Genomic DNA, 18,229 nt, shown 5'->3' on the forward strand with positions numbered 1-18,229 from the left:
AACGGGCCTTGTCGGCAAAACTCTTCACAGGGCCTCCACCGCCTTCCGGAAGGCATCGCCGCGCGCTTCATAATGGTCGAACTGGTCGAAACTGGCGCAGGCCGGCGACAGCAGCACCGTGTCCCCTGCCTCCGCATCCGCAGCCGCCTGTTTCACCGCTTCGTCGATCGTCCCGCATTGCACCGCATCGACCCTGCCGTCGAGCAACCGGCCGAACAGGTCGGCGGCTTCGCCAATCAGATAGGCCCGCGCGACATTGGAAAAATGCGGCTCGAGATCGTCGAGATTGTCGGTCTTGGCCTGCCCTCCCGCGATCCAGCGAATATGCGGATAGGCCGCCAGCGCGGGCGCGGTCGCGGTCGGGTTGGTCGCCTTCGAATCGTTGACGAACAGCACGCCATCCTTCTCGGCCACCCGCTCCATCCGGTGCGGCAACCCTCCATAGCTGGCGAGCCCCGCCTCGATTTCCGCCTGTTCGAGACCGAGCGCCGCACAGGCCATCACCGCGGCAGCGGCATTCTGGGCATTGTGCGGGCCCTGGAGGCTCGGCCATTTGCCCGTGTCGAGACCCGACCCGTCGGGCTCGACGATCGCCACCCCCTCCTCGGACTGCATGGCGAACAGCCGCTCCTTCGAGGCCTTGTAGGCATCGAAATCGGCATAGCGGTCGAGATGATCGGGCGTGACGTTCAAAAGCACCGCGACCTCGCAATCGAGGCTGCGGGTCAAATCGATCTGGAAGCTCGACAGCTCGAGCACATAGACCCCACCGAAGGGCAGCGGCTCCTGCTCGAGAATGGGCAGCCCGATATTGCCCCCCATGCTCGTCGGCACCCCCGCTTCCTTGAGGATATGATGGATCAGCGCAGTCGTCGTCGACTTGCCGTTGGTTCCGGTGATCCCCACCACTGCATGATCGGGAAGCCCGGCCCTCGCCTGCGCGAACAGTTCGATGTCGCCGATGACCGACACATCGGCCTTCCTTGCCATGTCGGCGATCCAGTGCCGGTTGATCGGCACGCCGGGCGACACGATCAGCGCGTCATAACCATCCAGCCCCTCGGTCTCGAAATCGACTCGGCTAGCCCATGGCGAGGCCTTGGCACGCGCTTCTTCCCTGGCGTCCCAGCAGGCAACCTTGGCGCCCGAGCGCACCAGCGCCTCGACGCTCGCCAGCCCCGAACGGGCCAGCCCGTAGACAGCGTAGGATTTGCCCTGCCAGGCCTCGCTCAGGATCACCGCAGTTTCAGGGTGCTAAGGCCCGCCAGCGCGAGAACGAAGCTGATGATCCAGAAACGGATCACCACGGTCGGCTCGGACCAGCCAAGCTGTTCGAAATGATGGTGGATCGGCGCCATGCGAAAGATCCGCTTGCCCGTCCGCTTGTAGAAGAAGACCTGCACGATCACGCTCACCGCCTCGAGCACGAACAGCCCGCCGATGATCGCCAGCACGAATTCATGATGGGTCGCCACCGCGACCGCGCCCAGCGCGCCGCCCAGTGCAAGGCTACCGGTATCGCCCATGAACACCGCCGCCGGCGGCGCATTGAACCAGAGAAAGGCCAGCCCCGCTCCCACGATGGCAAGCAGGAGCACGGTAAGATCGCCTACGCCCAGCACGTTGGGAATGCCCAGATATTCGGCGAAGATGGCGTTGCCGACGAGATAGGCGATGAGGGTAAAGGCAACCGCCGCGATGATCACCGGCATGGTCGCCAGCCCGTCGAGCCCGTCGGTCAGGTTGACCGCATTACCGAAGGCAACGATCACGAAGGCGCCGAAGGGAATGTAAAGCCAGCCGATATCGAACAGCGCGCCCTGCACGAAAGGCAGGTAGAGCTCGGTGCCCGACACGCGCACCATTGCCCATGTCGCAAAGCCCGCGATGGCAAATTCCAGAAGCAGCCGCATCTTGCCCGAGATGCCGCCATGATGGGCTTTCTTCACCTTCGCATAATCGTCGAGAAAACCGATCGCGCCAAAGCCCACGGTGACCATGATGCAGGCCCAGACGAAAGGATTGGACAGGTCCATCCAAAGAAGGACCGAAATCATCACCGAAATGAGGATGAGCAGGCCACCCATGGTGGGGGTGCCACGCTTGGCAAGATGGGTCTGCGGTCCGTCGGCGCGGATCGGCTGGCCCTTGCCCTGCTTTTTCCGCAGCCAGTTGATGAGCGGCGGCCCGAGGATCAGCCCGATGATCAGCGCGGTCGCCGTCGCCGCCCCCGCACGGAATGTGATGTAGCGGATGAGGTTCAGGACGCCGGGAAAGCCCAGCTGTTCGGCGATCAGGTAGAGCATGGACGCCCCCCTGCCAGTGCTTCGACCAGTTTCGCAAGTCCTACCGAGTTGCTCGCCTTGACGAGGATCGCGTCCCCGGGCCGCAAAATCGCCTTTGCGGCGTCGGTCGCTTCGCCGGCATCGTCGACCCGCGCCAGGGGGACCTTGCCTTCCAGGGCTGCCTCGAGCGGCGCCATTTCCTCGCCGACCAGGATGAGCTGTTCGATCCCCGCATCGAGGATCGGCGCGGCAAGATCGGCATGGAGCTGCGCGCTCTGCTCGCCCAATTCCTTCATCGCACCGAGAACCGCGATCTTGCGCCCCTCCTCGCGCCCGAGGCTTGCCAGCGTCGCCTTCATCGACGCCGAATTGGCATTATAGCTTTCATCGATCAGCAGCGCCTGGCCGTCATCGACCGGAATGACATGGCGCTCGCCGCGTCCTTTGAGCCCGGCCATGTCGGCCAGCGCCAGCCCGGCCTGCGCGACATCGCCGCCCGCCGCCTCGACCGCGGCCAGCACCGCCAGCGAATTGGCGATCCAATGGTCGCCTTTCTGCGCGATGGTGTAAGTGACTTCGCGCCCGCGCAGCCGGGCCGTCACCAGGCTCCCGCCGCTCCGCGCGGGCACCGCATGGAGAAGTGCCGCATCGGCATCCTTGCTGCCGAAAGTGAGGATATGCCGGGTCTTGCCCCGCGCCGCGCGGATCAGCCGGTCGCGGTGCGGCGAATCCTCGGGCAGGATCGCGGTCCCGCCTTCCTCCAGCCCGGTGAAGATTTCGGCCTTGGCGTCGGCGATCGCCTCGATGGTGCCGAGATTCTCGATATGCGCGGGCGCGATGGCAGTGACCAGCGCGATATGCGGCCGCACCAGCTTGACCAGTTCGGCAATTTCGCCCGCATGGTTCATTCCCATTTCAAAGACCGCGAAGCGCACGTCGCGCGGCGTGCGGGCCACGCTCAGCGGCACGCCCGTATGGTTGTTATAGCTCTTGACCGAACGGTGCGCTCGTCCCCGCGCGCTGCGTTCGAGCGCCGCATAGAGCGCTTCCTTGGTCGAGGTTTTGCCGACCGACCCCGTGACGCCAATGACCACCGCATCCTCGGAAAGCCGCTCGCGCGCCGCGCGCGCCAGCGCGTCAAGCGCCGCCGCGACATCCGGAACGAGGATATGCGGCCCCTTCACTTCCTCGCTCACCAAGGCGCCATGCGCGCCTTTCTGGAAAGCCATGGGAACGAACTGGTGGCCGTCATGACGCGTGCCGGGCATGGCGACGAACAGGTCGCCGGGCTCGACTTCGCGGCTATCGAAGGTCACGCCCCCGACGGCGAAGTTCCCATGAATTTCCCCGCCGGTCGCGGCGGCGATTTCCTCGGCGGTCCACAGAACGCTCATACCGCACACTCCCGCGCCACTTCGACATCGTCGAACGGCAAGACTTTGTCGCCGACGATCTGCCCCTGTTCATGCCCCTTGCCCGCGAGCAGGACGATATCGCCCGCGCGCGCTTCCTTGATCGCGGCCGCAATGGCATCGCGCCGCCCGGCGATGTTGAGCGCATCGGGCGCGCCCTTCATGATCTCGGCGCGGATCGCATCGGGATCCTCGCTGCGCGGATTGTCATCGGTGACGATCACGAGATCGCTCCCTGCCGCGGCAACTTCGCCCATCGGCACCCGCTTGCCCGTGTCGCGGTCCCCGCCCGCTCCGAACAGGGTGATGAGCCGCCCTTCGACATGGGGGCGAAGCGCGGCGATCGCCGCCTCGAGCGCGTCGGGCGTATGGGCATAATCGACATAGACGGGCGCGCCCTTGCGGCTGATCACCGCCCGTTCCAACCGACCGCGCACCGGCGACAATCTCGTCATCGCCCCGAAGATCTTCTCCCAGTCGCCTCCGGTCGCCAGCGCCAGCCCCGCCGCGACGAGCACGTTGGCAGCCTGGTAGGCCCCGATCAGCGGCAGCTTCAACAACCGCTGTTCACCGTCATGCACGATGTTGAGCGCCTGCCCCAGCGGAGTCGAGCGGCGCTCGCCCAGCCGGATCGTATCCCCCCGCTCACCGACCGTGAGCAGCCGCAACCCGCGTTCCTTGACGTGCGCGATCACTTCGTCCGAGCGCGGATCATCGGTCCACACCACCGCGGCCCCGCCATCGACCACCACATCGGTGAACAAGCGCATCTTCGCCGCGAAATAGGCGTCCATGTCCTTGTGATAATCGAGATGGTCGCGCGAGAAATTGGTGAAGGCGCCGACCTTCACTGGCAGCCCTTCGGAGCGGTGCTGGTCAAGCCCGTGGCTCGACGCCTCATAGGCGACATGGCTGATCCCCATCCGCCGCATCCCCGCCATGTTCGACAGGAAGGTGACGATGTCGGGGGTGGTCAGGCCGGTCTTCACCTGGTCATCGCCAGTGGTCACGCCCAACGTCCCGATCGAGGCCGAACGCTTGCCCGTCATCCGCCAGATCTGGCGCGTCATCTCGACCGTGGAAGTCTTGCCGTTGGTCCCGGTCACCGCGACGATCTCGTCGGGGTAAGGCGCATAATAACGCCCGGCGAGTTCGGCGAAGGTCGCGCGCACATTGTCGCTCTCGATGCGGAAAGCGCGGCCGGTCTCGACCCCGGGGCGCGTCACCACCGCGATCGCTCCGCGCTCCACCGCTTCTTCGATGAAATCCTCGCCGTTGAACTTGGCGCCCTGGAAGGCCCCGAAGACATTGCCCGGCACGACCTTGCGATGGTCGATCGCGAAGCCGGTGACTTTCTGGTCGCTTCCCCGGCGTACCAGGTCGCACAATTTCAAAAGCCTAATCCTTGTTTTCGTACAAATAGGGCAGAACGCTATCCAGTTCGGGTTCGCGGGATTCGTCGGGACGAACCCCCAGCATCGGTGCGATGCGGCTGATCGTTCCGGAAACGACCGGCGCGACGTTCCACCCGGCCGTGCGGAAACCGAATGTTTCCTTGGTTCCCTTGGGTTCGTCAAGCATCACGACCGCCACATAGCGGGGTTCGTCCATGGGGAAAACGCCCGCGAAGCTGTTAACGACCAGCTGGCGCGAATAGCGGCCGTTCACCAGTTTCTCCGCAGTCCCGGTCTTGCCCCCGACGCGATAGCCCTTGGCCTCGGCTTTGCGCCCCGTGCCATGGGTGACCACCATCCGCAAAAGCGCGCGCATCTTGTAGCTGGTGTCCTCGGAAAAAACCCGCTCGCCCTTGGCGGCGGGATGGCCGGGCCCGACCTTGAGGATGGTCGGCTTGCGATAGAGCCCGCCATTCAGAAGCGTCGCATAGCCGGTCGCCAGATGGAGCGGCGTCACCGCAATTCCATGGCCATAGCCCACCGTCGCGGTGGCGATCTCGCTCCAGTCGCGCGGATAAAGCGTGCGCCCGCGCTCGGGCAGCTCATGGCCCAGCCGGTCGAGAAAGCCCATCTTGCGCAGATATTCTTCCTGCCGCTTGGCACCCAGCTGGAGCGCGATCTGCGCGGTCCCGACGTTGGAGCTTTCCTGCATGATCTCGGCCACCGAGCAGGCGCGCCCGAAGGGATGGGTATCGCCGATCGTGCGCTTCCCGATGGTTAGCTTCTTGGGGCAGGGATACATTTGCGAAAAGCTCTTCACGATCCCCTCGTCCATCGCCATCGCGACGGTGAAGGGCTTGAAGGTCGATCCGAGTTCATAGACGCCAAGGCTCGCGCGGTTGAACCGCGCATCGGCCGAGCCTTCGCCCGCGACATTGGGATTGAGCTGCGGCAGGCTCGTCATCGCGAGGATTTCGCCGGTGTGGATGTCCATGATGACGCCCGCCGCCCCGATCGCCGAATATTTCTCCATGGCGTGCGCCAGTTCGGCCTTCAACGCCTGCTGGATACGGCTCGAGATCGACAGCTGCACCGGCTCGGCGCGGCGCGAGGGATCGGTGAGCCATTCGTCGAAGGCGCGCTCGGCCCCCGCGACGCCATTGCCGTCGACATCGGTATAGCCGATCACATGGGCCGCCAGCGCGGTCTGGGGATAGAGCCGGTCAGGCTCGCGCATTAGCTGGATGCCGGGCTCGCCCAGCGCGTTGACCCGCTCGACGAGCCGCGGGCTGGCACGGCGCGAAAGATAGATGAAATTGCGGTCCGAGGAGAGCAGTTCGTAATATTGTCCCTCGTCGCGGTCGGGCATGATCTCGGCGAGCTTGCGCGCAAGGTCCAGCTTGTTGCCGATGACCTTGGGCGGCTGCACCGCGATCGACCAGGCATCGATGGTGCGGGCCAGCGCTTCGCCTTCGCGGTCGATGATGTCGCCTCGTGCCGGGACGAAGGCGCCCACGCCCGCGCGCTCGGAGGAACTGTCACCGAATGCGGCAAGCCAGCCGATCCGCCCCGCGACGAGGAGGATCGCCCCGGCAAAAAGGATCAGCACCAGCATCAGGCGCTGGTGCATCATGGCCAGGAGCTTGCGCTTCTGCCCGACCAGCCGCAGCCGCTCGGGCTTGGCGACGAGGTTGGGCATGGGTGCGTTCATCGTGCCGGGCTTGATTCCTTGGTGGAGATGAATGCCATCGGGCTGCGCTCATCCTCGCGGCCAGCGTTGGACGCTTGTTCGCGCGCTGGCAAGGGGGCAAGCGGATCGGCCGCGCTCACCTGCACCGGAGCCGGGGCGATTTTCTTGGCCCGCTTGGGCTCGACCGGCGCGGGCAGCGATGCCTGCACCAGCAGATCTTCACGCGAAACGCTTTCCTCGGCGGGCGCGGCGGCCAGGATGACCGGCGCCTCGACCACGGGCTTCTCTTCGGGCCGCGTCAGCGTTGCCAGCTGGAAACTGCCATCGAGAAACTGTCCGGCGCGAGGCGCCGAAAGCTGGAGAAAGCGGACGTTCCACTGCTCGAGCTGGGCGAGCCGCCCGCGCGTGCCGATCTCGGTTTCCAGTTCGCGGATCTCGCGGGTAACCGCGAGGATCTCGCGCTCGACATCTTCGAGCTGCGCCCGTTCGGACGCCACCTGAAGCGATACCAGATAACAGGACAGGGCTGCGAAAGCGACGCCGCACGCCCAGAGGATGGGACCGAAGCCTCTCATGCTGCCTCCCTCTCGTCCCACGCGGGCGCGTCGGTGCGGACTGCCGACCGCAGCCGTGCCGAGCGCGCGCGCGGGTTCCGGGCCAATTCGTCGTCCGAAGGGCCGACGGGCTTGGCGATGTTGGTGAATGTGGGTTCAGGGCCAGGGGCCGCGACGGGACGGTGACGCGACCCCTGGGGCCGGTTCCCGCTACGATCGCGCAGGAACCGTTTGACGATCCGGTCCTCGAGACTGTGAAAGGTCACGACCGCGAGCCGGCCGCCGGGCTTGAGCATGCGTTCGGCGGCGCGCAGCCCCGCCTCCAGCTCCTCGAGCTCGGCATTGAGATAGATGCGAATGGCCTGGAAGGTGCGGGTCGCCGGATCGACCTTCATCCCCGCATGATGGCCCAGCGCGCCGCGAACCACGTCGGCGAGTTCGCCGGTGCGGCTCAAGGGGCGCGCCTTGACGATCGCGGCGGCGACGCGGCGCGCGCGCGGCTCTTCGCCATAGGTCTTGATGACCCGCGCGATCTCGGCCTCGTCGGCATGGTTGAGAAATTCGGCGGCGGTCTGGCCGGCCTGGCTCATCCGCATGTCGAGCGGCCCGTCGGCCTGGAAGGAAAAGCCGCGTTCGGGCTGGTCGATCTGCATCGAGGAGATGCCGATGTCGAGCACCACGCCGTCGACCTTGTCGCCGACCGCTTCGTCCATGCGCGAGAATTCGGTTTCGATGAGCGTGAGGCGATCCGATGGGACGCGTGCCGGCCCGGCCGCGATCGCATCCGGATCGCGGTCGAGACCGATCACCCGCCCCGCCCCCGCGGCAAGAATGGCCCGCGTGTAGCCGCCGGCCCCGAAGGTGCCGTCGACGATCACGTCGTCGGGAGTAGGGGTGAGCGCCGCGACCACCTCGTCGAGAAGCACAGGGATATGTGGTGGCCGGGCGCTCATTCGCTGATCCCCCGTTCTTCCATGCGGAAACGGGCGATGTCCTTCATGTCCTCGGGGATGCGGTCGTCGCCGAGGAAAATTCGGGGGTTCCAGATCTGGAAGGTCTCGCCGACGCCGATGAACAGCGCGAGGTCCTCGATAAGGCCCTTGCGGCGCATCATCGGGGGCAGGACGATCCGTCCGGATTTGTCATAGGGAACTTCCTCGGTGGCACCGAAGGCCATCATCGAGGTGCGCATATATTCGAGGTCGGAGCCGTCCGAAGTCTCGAGCTTCTCGGCCCGCCGTTCGAGCTTTTCATGCTTCAGTGCGGCATAAGCGGGATCATAGGCCGACAGCGCATCGAAAAGGTCATGTTTCGCCAGCACGATGGTGCGCGCGTCGCCGCGCCGTTCGATCACCGATCGCAGGAATGCGGGCACGGAGACACGCCCTTTGGCGTCTACCGCGTTGAGCGCGCTTCCCTGGAAAAGATGTTCGAGTGCCACCCTGCTGCTTCCCCGAGCGGAGGCAAACCTCTCCCGTGTCCAGGCGAGCGGCATCGCCGCCCGGTCACCGGATCATCGCACCATGCAATGGGTAGCCCCGCGCTAACCCTTTGTGGGTAACGCATCTCGCTGCGGGATACAATGGGATTTTATGCCATTTCATGGATTCTCATGCCACTTCGCGGATTTCCGCGACTTTTTACGGCACGTCATGACATGGGCGGACCCCTCCCCGATCGGGAAAAGCCTGTGGATAAATCTGTTGGAAAGTGCGGTTTGCCGCCGACTCGGCTCATCGGGCCGAAAGCTGCGCCAGCTCGGAAAGCAGAAAGGCCAGCCCCGCATCGCCCTGGCGCTCGGCGCGCAGGAAATCGGCATCGGCGATCAGCGTCACCTGCCCCTTGCCGAGCGCGCAGGTGGCGATGAAACCATTGGCGCGCAGCGCGCATGCCTCGCCGGTCGCGGCGAAACGGCCCGGACTGCTGGTCATCACGTCGCGCCCTTCGACATCGACGCTCACCGGCCCGTCGGCGATCGGCCCGTGCAGCACCAGCCCCCAATGACCGAGCAGCCCGGTGTCCGCGAAAAAGGGAATCGGACGGCGCCGGTCGCCCATCGGCAGGTCGCTCGGCCAGTCGAGCCGCGGATCGGCGAGCAGCAACAGCCGCCCCCCGCCGCGCACCCAGGCGTCGAGATCGACCAGACCCTCGGCGGTCTGCACCGGCGCATGCGCCATCAGCAAAAGGTCATGCGGCGCCAGTTCGCGCGCATCGGTGGTTGCCACCGCCTGCACCTGCCATTCGCTTTGCAGCGCGCTCAGCGCGGGCGACCCCGCGCCCTCGATCGAGAATTCTTCCCCGAACATCAGCGGCAGGCTGGTCAACATCGCCAGCGGCGGCTGCCCGGCTTCGGCGGGAGGCGGCGATTCGCCATTGCCTTCCGAAGCGCAGGCCCCGAGCGCGAGCGCGGCCAGCAGGGTCATCGCGCGGCGCATCATTGCGGGCGGCTTTCTCCGGCCAGCTCGTCCTTCAATTCCTCGGCAACCATGTCCTCGGCCTTGGCGCCTGCCTTGGCCTCGGCCTGCGCCTCGGCGGCATCGGCGTCGACTTCGGCGGCCGACCCGGGCGCTGCCCCGATCTCGGCCAGCGGCTCGCGCGGCGACGGCGCGACCACCTCGTTGGCGACCGGCACCTCTTCCTCGGTTCCGCCGCCGATGGCGCTGCCCAGCACCACCATGAGAAAGACCACGCCCAGCCCGGTAAGGCCGATGCGGATCCGCTGACTATGATCGGAAGCTAATGCCATCGCCTTATCCTATCCGCTCGTCGATCCGCTTTGCAATCGGGGTTGACGAAGGATGCTGCACCCGCGAAAGGGGCGCGCATGAAAAAGAATGTCCTCAGCTTCTGCATCGCTGCGACCGCCATTCTCGGCGCTTGTGGCCAGAATGACGAACCCGATGTCGTGGGCGGCCCCGCCGATCCGATGGCCAACCAGCTCGCCAATGCCGAGCCGATCGGCCCCATTCCGGTGATGGTCGGCAGCGAAGACTATCGCTGCGCCGACAACAGTCTCGTCCAGGTCGACTTCATCCAGACGGGCGAAGAAAACAGCGTCCGCGTCACCCCCGAAGGCGAAGCGGGCGTGACCGCCGTCGAAGGCGAGGAAGCCGGCACGTTCACGGGCGAAGGCGTCACCGTCAAGGGTGCCCCCTCGGATGCCAGCATCACCTACAACGGCCAGACCTGCAAACGCTGAGGCGTTCGCTCGTCCGATCCGAAATTCATGAGAGCCCCGGCCATTGCGGCCGGGGCTTTTTTCATGCCTGCGCGGCCATCATCTCGTGCATACGCCGCTGGATCGTCTCGGTGGACAAATCCTCCTTGTGCGTGCCGATCGTCCATTCATGCCCGAACGGATCGGTCAGGGTGCCCGACCGGTCGCCATAGAATTGATCTTCGACCGGACGCACTTCGGTGGCTCCGGCATCGACCGCCTGCCGGAAGGCCCGGTCGCAATCCTCGACATAGAGCATCATCGAGGTGCTCGTGCCGCCGCGCGACTTGGGGCCCAGCTTGCCATGGTCGGGCCATTCGTCCGACAGCATGAGATGGCTGTCGCCGATCTTCACTTCGGCATGGCCGATGCCATCCCCCATTTCGAGACGCATCACTTCCTCGGCGCCGAAAGCCCTTTTGTAGAAATCGATCGCCGCCGCGGCATCGTCGACGGTCAGATAGGGCGTTACGCTATGAAAACCTTCGGGAACGGGCTGTGCCATGGTGCTTCTCCCTCTCAAGGCAATCCGCCTTATGCGCCTCGCCTCCGAGTCCCTGCAAATTTCGCCGTCCCCGCACGGTTGCGACTAGCCCCGCACCCCCCTCGGCGCTATGGACCTGCGCCATGACCGAGATCACCCCCGAAATCGTTGCCGAACACGGCCTTTCGCCCGAGGAATATGACCGGATCGTCGCTGCCATCGGCCGCGAACCCAATCTCGTCGAGTTGGGCATCTTCTCGGTGATGTGGTCGGAGCATTGCTCCTACAAATCCTCGCGCCTCCACCTCAAGAAGCTGCCCACCGAGGCGCCCTGGGTGATCTGTGGGCCGGGCGAGAATGCCGGGGTGATCGACATCGGCGACGGCCAGGCCGCCATCTTCAAGATGGAAAGCCATAACCACCCCTCCTACATCGAACCCTACCAGGGCGCGGCGACCGGCGTGGGCGGGATCCTTCGCGACGTCTTCACCATGGGCGCGCGTCCCGTCGCCAACATGAACGCGCTGCGCTTCGGGCGTCCCGACCATCCCAAGATGCGCCACCTCATCGCGGGCGTGGTCGCGGGGATCGGCGGCTATGGCAATTGCGTGGGCGTCCCCACCGTCGGCGGCGAAACCAATTTCCACCGCGCCTATGATGGAAACATCCTCGTCAACGCGATGACGGTGGGCGTCGCCGATGCCGACCGCATCTTCTATTCGGCGGCCACGGGCGTGGGCAATCCGATCGTCTATGTCGGCTCGAAGACCGGCCGCGACGGCATCCACGGCGCGACCATGGCCAGCGCCGATTTCGACGAGGATAGCGAAGAGAAGCGCCCCACCGTCCAGGTCGGCGACCCCTTCACCGAAAAGCTCCTGATCGAGGCCTGCCTCGAACTGATGGCGACCGACGCGATCGTCGCGATCCAGGACATGGGCGCGGCGGGCCTCACTTCCTCCTCGGTCGAGATGGCGACCAATGGCGGGGTCGGCATCCGCCTCGACATGGACAAGGTGCCGTGCCGCGAGGAAGGCATGACGCCCTATGAAATGATGCTCTCGGAAAGCCAGGAGCGCATGCTAATGGTGCTGAAGCCCGGCAAGGAAGAGATGGCGAAAGCCATCTTCGAGAAATGGGAACTCGACTTCGCGGTTATCGGCGAAGTCACCGAGGGCGGCCACATGGTCCTCACCTTCGAAGGCGAGACGGTGTGCGACATCCCGCTCGGCCCGCTCGCCGACGAAGCCCCCGAATATGACCGCCCCTATGTCGAGACCCCGCGCCCCGCTCCGCTCGAGGACGAGCCCGACAGCAAGGACGTGATGGCCGATCTCGAAGCGATGATGGGCTCCCCCGCGCTCGCCAGCCGCCGCTGGATCTGGCAGCAATATGACAGCCAGGTCGGCGCGAACACCGTCCAGAAGCCCGGCGGCGATGCCGCGGTGGTGCGCGTTCATGGAACCACCAAGGCGCTTGGCATCACCACCGACTGCACGCCGCGCTACTGCTTCGCCGACCCGCGCGAAGGCGGCAAGCAGGCGATCGCCGAGACCTACCGCAATCTCTCGGCAGTGGGCGCACGCCCGCTCGCGGTCACCAATTGCCTCAACTTCGCCAATCCGCAGCGCCCCGAGATCATGGGCCAGTTCGTCGGCTGCCTCGAAGGCATGGGCGAAGCCTGCCGCGCGCTCGACTATCCGATCGTCTCGGGCAACGTCTCGCTCTACAACGAGACCCGCCTCGACGACGGCTCGAGCATGGCGATCCTCCCCACTCCCGCGATCGGCGGCGTGGGCCTGCTCGACGATTGGGAAAAATCGGCCAGCCTCGCCTTCAAGGCCGCCGACGAACAGATTTTCCTCGTCGGCGAAACCCCGCACCATCTCGGCCAGTCGGTGTTCCTCAAGGAAGTGCATGGCCGCGAGGAAGGCCCTCCGCCGCCCGTCGATCTCGAGCTGGAACGGCGCCATGGCGAATTCGTCCGCACCGCGATCGGCGAGGGTCTCGTCAGCGCGGTCCACGACATATCCGATGGCGGCTTGCTCGTCGCGCTCGCCGAAATGGCACTCGCGGGCGGCATGGGTGCCGATCTCCATCTCGAACGGCTCAATGCCCGCAACCGCGCGGCGATGCTCTTCGGCGAGGACCAGGCCCGCTATGTCGTCACCACCACCGATCCCGACGCCCTGCGCAAGAGCGCCAAGGAAAATGGCATAGCGCTCGAACCCCTCGGTACCACCCGCGACGATGGCCAGATCACCCTCGACGGCAACGACAGCATCGCGCTCGACCGGCTGCGCGCCGCGCATGAAGGCTTCTTTCCGACGCTGATGGAAGGCGAACTCTGACACCCCTTCCGGGGCGCTGCATCTTAATTATTGCAACTCATTCGCATTAGCCTATATTGGCTCGCATGATTATTTGCAGCTGCAACGTGATTCGCGAACGGGACATCCGTGACGCCGCGCGCAAGGGGCACCCCTGCGCCGTGAGCGCCTATCGCTCGATGGGCTGCGAATTCCAGTGCGGCGGCTGCGAGGATCATGCCGATCATATCATCGCCGAGGAAAAGGCGCTCGGCGTCGCCGCGAACAAGACCGCGGCCTGATCCGTCTCCGCGGCTGATAATCAGTCGCAATCGCAACTTTTTCCCGATTTTCCGCCACTTTTTCGCTTTGCATTAAGCGCCGCGAAGGCTTAATGCTGCGTGCGAAAGGGGTCCGAACATGAAGGGCGATGGCAAGGTAATCGAACTGCTCAACGAGACGCTCAAGAACGAGCTGACGGCGGTCAACCAATATTGGCTCCACTACCGCTTGCTCGACGACTGGGGCGTCACTCGCCTCGCCGAGCATGAGCGCGAGGAATCGATTGAGGAAATGAAGCATGCCGACGAACTGGCAAAGCGCATCCTCTATCTCGGCGGGCTTCCCAATTTCCAGGCACTCGGCCAGCTGCGCATCGGCGAAAGCGTCGAGGAAATCCTGAAAGCCGACCTCGAGGTCGAACGCGAAGCGATCGAACAGCTCAAGGGCGCGATCCGCCATTGCGAAAATGTCCAGGACTATGTCAGCCGCGACCTTTTCGTCTCGATCCTCTCGGCCGAGGAAGACCATGTCGACGAGATCGAGACGCAGTTCGACATGATCCGCCAGATGGGCCTCGAAAACTATATCCAGCTCCAGTCCAAGCCCGCCGACGGCTGAGCGGGCTGGACGGCGGCGCGTCGGCTTGTAAAAGCGGGGGCATGCAAGACGTGCCCTCGATCCCCTACACCAACCTGCCCGACCTCAGCGACAGCGAGCGCATCGCCCGGGCGCGTTCCTTCTATCTCGACATGGCATCGCGCCGCTCGTGCCGGATGTTCTCGGACAAGCCCGTTCCGCGCGAAGTGATCGAACAGGCGATCCTCGCCGCAGGCACCGCCCCCAACGGCGCCAACCACCAGCCCTGGCATTTCGCGGTGATTTCGGACGCCGACATGAAGCACCGCATCCGCGAAGCCGCCGAGGTCGAGGAAAAGGCCTTCTACGCGGGCAAGGCGGGGCAGGAATGGCTCGAAGCGCTCGCCCCCATCGGCACCGACGAGGACAAATCCTATCTCGACATCGCGCCCTGGCACATCGTGGTCTTCGGCCAACGGAAGGGCGGGATCGAACCCGGCGAGAAGAAGCAGAATTATTATGTCACCGAAAGCTGCGGCATCGCTTGCGGCCTGCTTCTCGCCAGCCTCCACAAGGCGGGCCTTGCCACTCTCACCCACACGCCTTCGCCGATGGGCTTCCTGCGCGAGATCTGCAATCGCCCCGGCGATGAAAAGCCGATGATGATCATCGTCGCCGGCCATCCTGCCGAAGACGCGACCGTCCCGGTCCACGCCACCAAAAAGAAACCCCTCGAACAGATCAGCAGCTGGTTCTGAGGCCATCGCGCTTATTGGCGCGATCGGCTATGCATGGATCTTCGGACGCTTGAACCGGGGGGAAATATGGCGACGACCACGCGCACGCGCATCCTGACGCTCGACATCATTCGCGGGGTCGCGGTGATGGGCATCCTGGCAATGAACATCTACGCCTTCGCCGGTCCCGGCGCGATGTATTTCAATCCCGCGGCCTATGGGGGCGACAGCGGCATCGACTGGCTCGTCTGGGCGTTCAACTTCGTCCTTGTCGACAGCAAGATGCGCGGGCTCTTCTCGATCCTGTTCGGCGCTTCGACACTGCTTGTCATCGAACGGGCGATGGCGAAAAGCGACCGCCCGGCGGTGCGCCACTATGCCCGGATGATCTGGCTCCTTGCCTTCGGGCTGGTGCATTTCTGGTTCATCTGGTGGGGCGACATCCTCGCCATCTACGCCATCGCGGGCCTCTTCCTTTTCTTCTGGCGCAACTGCAGCGTGAAAGTGCTGCGCATCTGGGCGATCGTGATGCTCACCCTGGGCTTCCTCTTCGTCGGTTCGCAGAATCTCGCTTTCCGGATGGCCGACAATCCCGACCTCACCGCCGAGCAGCGTAAATCCTTGGACCAGGCGCTGACGCAGACCGAGGGGTTTTTCGGCGCCAACACGCCCGAATCCGAGGCCAAGGTCCGCGAACATCTCGAGCTTCATCGGGGCAGCTACGAAGAGATCGTCGACAAGCGGTTCGTCGAATGGCGCTTCAAGCCCTTCACCAACGCCCTTTTCCTCCTTCCCGAAACGCTCGGGCTGATGCTGGTCGGCATGGCGCTGTTCAAATCGGGCTTCCTCACCGGCGAGTGGCCAAGGGAGCGCTATCGCAAATGGGCGATCACCCTTTTCGCCATCGGCGTGCCCGCCAATCTCGCTCTGCTCGTCTGGCAGGTGCAAAGCGATTATGACGCGATCGTCGTGCTCAACAGCACGCTGGTCCTTTCGATGCCCTTCGACGTGTTGATGGCGATCGGCTGGGCGGCGCTTGTCACCTGGCTCGCCAAGGGCGCGCTTGAAGGCCCGCTCGCCACCCGCATCGGCGCTGCGGGGCGAATGGCCTTCACCAATTATCTGATGACCTCGATCGTGATGACCACGATCTTCTACGGCTACGGCCTCGGCCTTTATGGCGAGGTCGGCCGCGCGGGGCTCTACCTGTTCGTCATCGGGATGTGGGCGCTGATGCTGCTCTGGTCCAAACCCTGGCTCGACCGCTTCCGCTACGGCCCCTTCGAATGGCTGTGGCGCAGCCTCTCGCGCTTCTCGCTCCAGCCCATGGGCCGGGCGAGCGCGGCCGCCTAGCCCGAGCGACCGAAAACAGTGTTGGCGGCCTTCTGCCCGAAGGTCGGCCGGTCGCGCCGCTTGAGCGGGCTGATCCGCTCGTCAAATGCCGCCACGGTCTGTCCGAACAATTGCTCGAGCTTGACCACGTCGGGCACCAATTCGTCGGGATAGCGTCCTTCCTCGACGGCCTGGCGGGCGGTCATCTCGATCTTCTCGGCGACATCGGCCAGCGGCTCGGCACCGAACTGGCGGCTTTCTCCCTTGAGGGTGTGCGAGGGAATGATGAGCTTGACGGGGTCCTGCGCGTGCATCGCCGCCTTGATATTGGCGACCGCCGTGGCTCCATCTTCCCGGAAATAGCCGAGAATCCGGATGAAGCCCGGCCCCAACTCGGCCCGCGCCTTCTCGAAATAACGCCAGTCGATAATCTCGACGCCTTGCTGCATCACCCTCTCCGTTACCCGCGCGGCCCCACATCGCCCGGGCAATGATCATGCCCGACAGCTACGCCCCGCAGGTAAATTTTAGGTTGACGCTTCGCCGCTGCGGATTGCCGCGCACGCAAGCCGCTCAGGCCTTGCGCGCCCGCTTGTGATAAGGGTTCTTCTGCATCCGGAGGTTCACCCGGATGGGCACCGGCCCCAGGTCGAGGTCGTCGCGCATCGAATTTTCGAGATAGCGCACATAGCTCGCCGGCAGCATGTCGAGCCGATTGCCGAAGATGACGAAGGTGGGCGGGCGCGACTTGACCTGCGTGATGTAGCGCAGCTTGATCCGCTGGCCCTTGGGCGCGGGCGGCTGATGCGCCTCGATGGCATCGTCGAACCAGCGGTTGAGTTCGCCCGTCGGCACCCGCTTCGACCATTGGTCACGCAACGTGAAGGCCGCCTCGATAAGGACGTCGATGCCCTTGCCGGTCTTGGCCGACACGGTCAGCACGGGCACGCCCTTCACCTGGCTCAACCCGTCGACCAGCGCCGCCTTGATCCCGTTGAACAGGCTCGAGGCATTGTCCGCCACGTCCCACTTGTTGATCGCGATGATGAGCGCGCGGCCCTCTTCGAGAACCTGGTCGGCGATGCGCAGGTCCTGTGCCTCCAGCCCGCGCGTCGCATCGAGCAGAAGCACCACCACCTCGGCCATGTCGATCGACCGCTTGGTGTCGATGGTCGAGAGTTTCTCCAGCTTGTCCTGCACCTTGGCGCGCTTGCGCAGCCCCGCGGTATCGACCAGCTGGACCTTGCGTCCGCCATGCTCCCAGTCGATCGTGATCGCATCGCGGGTGATCCCCGCCTCGGGGCCGGTGATGAGCCGCTCCTGCCCCAGCATCTTGTTGATGAGGGTCGACTTGCCCGCATTGGGCCGCCCGACGATGGCAAGCTTGAGCGGTCCGCCCTCTTCTTCCTCGTCCTCGGCCCCGCCGCTTTCCTCATCCTCGCGCCCAATGAACGGCCGCAGTCCCTCGAACAGGTCGACGATCCCCTCGCCATGCTCGGCCGACAGGCCAAAGGGTTCACCAAAGCCCAGCGAAAAGGCCTCGAGCCTCCCCGTTTCCCCCGCCGATCCCTCCGCCTTGTTGGCGGCGACGATCACCGGCGTGTCGATGGCGCGAAGCCAGCCCGCGACTTCCTCGTCGAGCGGCATCACTCCCGCGCGCCCGTCGATAAGGAACAGCGCGACATCGGCCTCGCGGACGGCCGCTTCGGTCTGCACGCGCATCCGCCCCGGCAGCGTCTCGGGATCGTCGGTTTCGAACCCCGCGGTATCGATGACCTTGAATTCGGTGCCCAGGAGGATGCCCGTGCCTTCGCGCCGGTCGCGCGTCACCCCTGGCCGATCATCGACCAGCGCGATCCGCTTACCCACCAGCCGATTGAAAAGGGTGGATTTTCCGACATTGGGTCGACCGACGATTGCTACGACAGGGAGGGCCATGGCAGCGCGCCCTGCCCGC

General features: G+C 65.0%; 19 protein-coding genes. 6 read left to right on the forward strand and 13 right to left on the reverse strand.

Annotated elements, in window-relative coordinates; genetic code table 11:
• Positions 1–24: 24 nt before the first annotated feature.
• From FHS50_RS07050 to FHS50_RS07095, 10 genes are all read right to left on the reverse strand, one after another.
• A complete protein-coding gene (locus FHS50_RS07050) occupies positions 25–1,239 on the reverse strand; it encodes a Mur ligase family protein (protein WP_183933623.1) in 1,215 nt (404 codons plus the stop codon).
• Complete coding sequence (mraY, locus tag FHS50_RS07055; protein WP_183933624.1) at positions 1,236–2,306, reverse strand: phospho-N-acetylmuramoyl-pentapeptide-transferase; 1,071 nt, start codon at positions 2,304–2,306, stop codon at positions 1,236–1,238. The genes FHS50_RS07050 and mraY overlap by 4 nt, the downstream gene beginning before the upstream one ends.
• Positions 2,294–3,679 carry a UDP-N-acetylmuramoyl-tripeptide--D-alanyl-D-alanine ligase gene (locus FHS50_RS07060; protein WP_183933625.1) on the reverse strand — a complete coding sequence of 462 codons (1,386 nt, stop codon included), beginning with the start codon at positions 3,677–3,679 and terminating at the stop codon, positions 2,294–2,296. Before FHS50_RS07060 ends, mraY begins: the two co-directional genes overlap by 13 nt.
• Entirely contained in the window at positions 3,676–5,100 is a 1,425-nt protein-coding gene (locus tag FHS50_RS07065; protein ID WP_183933937.1) for a UDP-N-acetylmuramoyl-L-alanyl-D-glutamate--2,6-diaminopimelate ligase, read from the reverse strand. Before FHS50_RS07065 ends, FHS50_RS07060 begins: the two co-directional genes overlap by 4 nt.
• The gene (locus FHS50_RS07070) at positions 5,096–6,802 is read right to left on the reverse strand and encodes a peptidoglycan D,D-transpeptidase FtsI family protein (protein ID WP_246332989.1); all 1,707 of its coding nucleotides are present in this window, start codon (positions 6,800–6,802) and stop codon (positions 5,096–5,098) included. The genes FHS50_RS07065 and FHS50_RS07070 overlap by 5 nt, the downstream gene beginning before the upstream one ends.
• On the reverse strand, positions 6,799–7,356 hold the full coding sequence (locus tag FHS50_RS07075; RefSeq protein ID WP_183933626.1) for a hypothetical protein: 558 nt from the start codon (positions 7,354–7,356) through the stop codon (positions 6,799–6,801). Before FHS50_RS07075 ends, FHS50_RS07070 begins: the two co-directional genes overlap by 4 nt.
• Entirely contained in the window at positions 7,353–8,288 is a 936-nt protein-coding gene (rsmH, locus tag FHS50_RS07080) for a 16S rRNA (cytosine(1402)-N(4))-methyltransferase RsmH (protein ID WP_183933627.1), read from the reverse strand. Before rsmH ends, FHS50_RS07075 begins: the two co-directional genes overlap by 4 nt.
• A complete protein-coding gene (locus FHS50_RS10855) occupies positions 8,285–8,710 on the reverse strand; it encodes a division/cell wall cluster transcriptional repressor MraZ (protein ID WP_183933628.1) in 426 nt (141 codons plus the stop codon). Before FHS50_RS10855 ends, rsmH begins: the two co-directional genes overlap by 4 nt.
• A 358-nt stretch (positions 8,711–9,068) precedes the next feature.
• Positions 9,069–9,773 carry a hypothetical protein gene (locus FHS50_RS07090; RefSeq protein ID WP_183933629.1) on the reverse strand — a complete coding sequence of 235 codons (705 nt, stop codon included), beginning with the start codon at positions 9,771–9,773 and terminating at the stop codon, positions 9,069–9,071.
• A complete protein-coding gene (locus FHS50_RS07095; RefSeq protein ID WP_183933630.1) occupies positions 9,770–10,081 on the reverse strand; it encodes a hypothetical protein in 312 nt (103 codons plus the stop codon). Before FHS50_RS07095 ends, FHS50_RS07090 begins: the two co-directional genes overlap by 4 nt.
• A gap of 78 nt (positions 10,082–10,159) precedes the next feature.
• Here FHS50_RS07095 and FHS50_RS07100 point away from each other — a divergent pair, with 78 nt between their 5' ends.
• Entirely contained in the window at positions 10,160–10,534 is a 375-nt protein-coding gene (locus FHS50_RS07100; RefSeq protein WP_183933631.1) for a hypothetical protein, read from the forward strand.
• A gap of 61 nt (positions 10,535–10,595) precedes the next feature.
• Here the strand turns inward: FHS50_RS07100 and FHS50_RS07105 are convergent, their stop codons facing one another.
• On the reverse strand, positions 10,596–11,057 hold the full coding sequence (locus tag FHS50_RS07105) for a VOC family protein (protein ID WP_183933632.1): 462 nt from the start codon (positions 11,055–11,057) through the stop codon (positions 10,596–10,598).
• 122 nt (positions 11,058–11,179) lie between these two features.
• Here FHS50_RS07105 and purL point away from each other — a divergent pair, with 122 nt between their 5' ends.
• The 5 genes from purL (at position 11,180) to FHS50_RS07130 (ending at position 16,293) form a co-directional block, all read left to right on the forward strand.
• Positions 11,180–13,387, forward strand: a complete 2,208-nt coding sequence (purL, locus tag FHS50_RS07110; protein ID WP_183933633.1) for a phosphoribosylformylglycinamidine synthase subunit PurL — start codon at positions 11,180–11,182, stop codon at positions 13,385–13,387.
• A 65-nt stretch (positions 13,388–13,452) separates the two neighbouring features.
• Positions 13,453–13,647, forward strand: coding sequence for a (2Fe-2S)-binding protein (locus FHS50_RS07115; protein WP_183933634.1), 195 nt, complete (start codon positions 13,453–13,455; stop codon positions 13,645–13,647).
• Positions 13,648–13,765: 118 nt separating this feature from the next.
• Positions 13,766–14,245 (forward strand): bacterioferritin, encoded by a 480-nt coding sequence (gene bfr, locus FHS50_RS07120; RefSeq protein ID WP_183933635.1) that lies wholly within the window; start codon positions 13,766–13,768, stop codon positions 14,243–14,245.
• Between the two features lie 41 nt (positions 14,246–14,286).
• Positions 14,287–14,961 (forward strand): nitroreductase family protein, encoded by a 675-nt coding sequence (locus FHS50_RS07125; RefSeq protein ID WP_183933636.1) that lies wholly within the window; start codon positions 14,287–14,289, stop codon positions 14,959–14,961.
• A gap of 66 nt (positions 14,962–15,027) precedes the next feature.
• Complete coding sequence (locus tag FHS50_RS07130) at positions 15,028–16,293, forward strand: DUF418 domain-containing protein (RefSeq protein ID WP_183933637.1); 1,266 nt, start codon at positions 15,028–15,030, stop codon at positions 16,291–16,293.
• Here FHS50_RS07130 and FHS50_RS07135 read toward each other — a convergent pair.
• On the reverse strand, positions 16,290–16,721 hold the full coding sequence (locus tag FHS50_RS07135; RefSeq protein WP_183933638.1) for an Hpt domain-containing protein: 432 nt from the start codon (positions 16,719–16,721) through the stop codon (positions 16,290–16,292). The genes FHS50_RS07130 and FHS50_RS07135 overlap by 4 nt on opposite strands.
• 124 nt (positions 16,722–16,845) lie before the next feature.
• Positions 16,846–18,210 carry a ribosome biogenesis GTPase Der gene (gene der / locus FHS50_RS07140; RefSeq protein ID WP_183933639.1) on the reverse strand — a complete coding sequence of 455 codons (1,365 nt, stop codon included), beginning with the start codon at positions 18,208–18,210 and terminating at the stop codon, positions 16,846–16,848.
• Positions 18,211–18,229 lie beyond the last annotated feature (19 nt).

The sequence above is a fragment of the Sphingomicrobium lutaoense genome, assembly GCF_014195685.1.
GTDB lineage: Bacteria > Pseudomonadota > Alphaproteobacteria > Sphingomonadales > Sphingomonadaceae > Sphingomicrobium > Sphingomicrobium lutaoense.

What these genes read in the sequence shown, in the direction of transcription:
- rsmH (WP_183933627.1), bottom strand. Translation starts at nt 8,288, where the DNA reads ATGAGCGCCCGGCCACCACATATCCCTGTGCTTCTCGACGAGGTGGTC.
- FHS50_RS07125 (WP_183933636.1), top strand. Translation starts at nt 14,287, where the DNA reads ATGCAAGACGTGCCCTCGATCCCCTACACCAACCTGCCCGACCTCAGC.
- FHS50_RS07060 (WP_183933625.1), bottom strand. Translation starts at nt 3,679, where the DNA reads ATGAGCGTTCTGTGGACCGCCGAGGAAATCGCCGCCGCGACCGGCGGG.
- der (WP_183933639.1), bottom strand. Translation starts at nt 18,210, where the DNA reads ATGGCCCTCCCTGTCGTAGCAATCGTCGGTCGACCCAATGTCGGAAAA.
- bfr (WP_183933635.1), top strand. Translation starts at nt 13,766, where the DNA reads ATGAAGGGCGATGGCAAGGTAATCGAACTGCTCAACGAGACGCTCAAG.
- FHS50_RS07100 (WP_183933631.1), top strand. Translation starts at nt 10,160, where the DNA reads ATGAAAAAGAATGTCCTCAGCTTCTGCATCGCTGCGACCGCCATTCTC.
- FHS50_RS07090 (WP_183933629.1), bottom strand. Translation starts at nt 9,773, where the DNA reads ATGATGCGCCGCGCGATGACCCTGCTGGCCGCGCTCGCGCTCGGGGCC.
- FHS50_RS07070 (WP_246332989.1), bottom strand. Translation starts at nt 6,802, where the DNA reads ATGAACGCACCCATGCCCAACCTCGTCGCCAAGCCCGAGCGGCTGCGG.
- FHS50_RS07095 (WP_183933630.1), bottom strand. Translation starts at nt 10,081, where the DNA reads ATGGCATTAGCTTCCGATCATAGTCAGCGGATCCGCATCGGCCTTACC.
- FHS50_RS07105 (WP_183933632.1), bottom strand. Translation starts at nt 11,057, where the DNA reads ATGGCACAGCCCGTTCCCGAAGGTTTTCATAGCGTAACGCCCTATCTG.
- FHS50_RS07130 (WP_183933637.1), top strand. Translation starts at nt 15,028, where the DNA reads ATGGCGACGACCACGCGCACGCGCATCCTGACGCTCGACATCATTCGC.
- mraY (WP_183933624.1), bottom strand. Translation starts at nt 2,306, where the DNA reads ATGCTCTACCTGATCGCCGAACAGCTGGGCTTTCCCGGCGTCCTGAAC.
- FHS50_RS07115 (WP_183933634.1), top strand. Translation starts at nt 13,453, where the DNA reads ATGATTATTTGCAGCTGCAACGTGATTCGCGAACGGGACATCCGTGAC.
- purL (WP_183933633.1), top strand. Translation starts at nt 11,180, where the DNA reads ATGACCGAGATCACCCCCGAAATCGTTGCCGAACACGGCCTTTCGCCC.
- FHS50_RS07135 (WP_183933638.1), bottom strand. Translation starts at nt 16,721, where the DNA reads ATGCAGCAAGGCGTCGAGATTATCGACTGGCGTTATTTCGAGAAGGCG.
- FHS50_RS07075 (WP_183933626.1), bottom strand. Translation starts at nt 7,356, where the DNA reads ATGAGAGGCTTCGGTCCCATCCTCTGGGCGTGCGGCGTCGCTTTCGCA.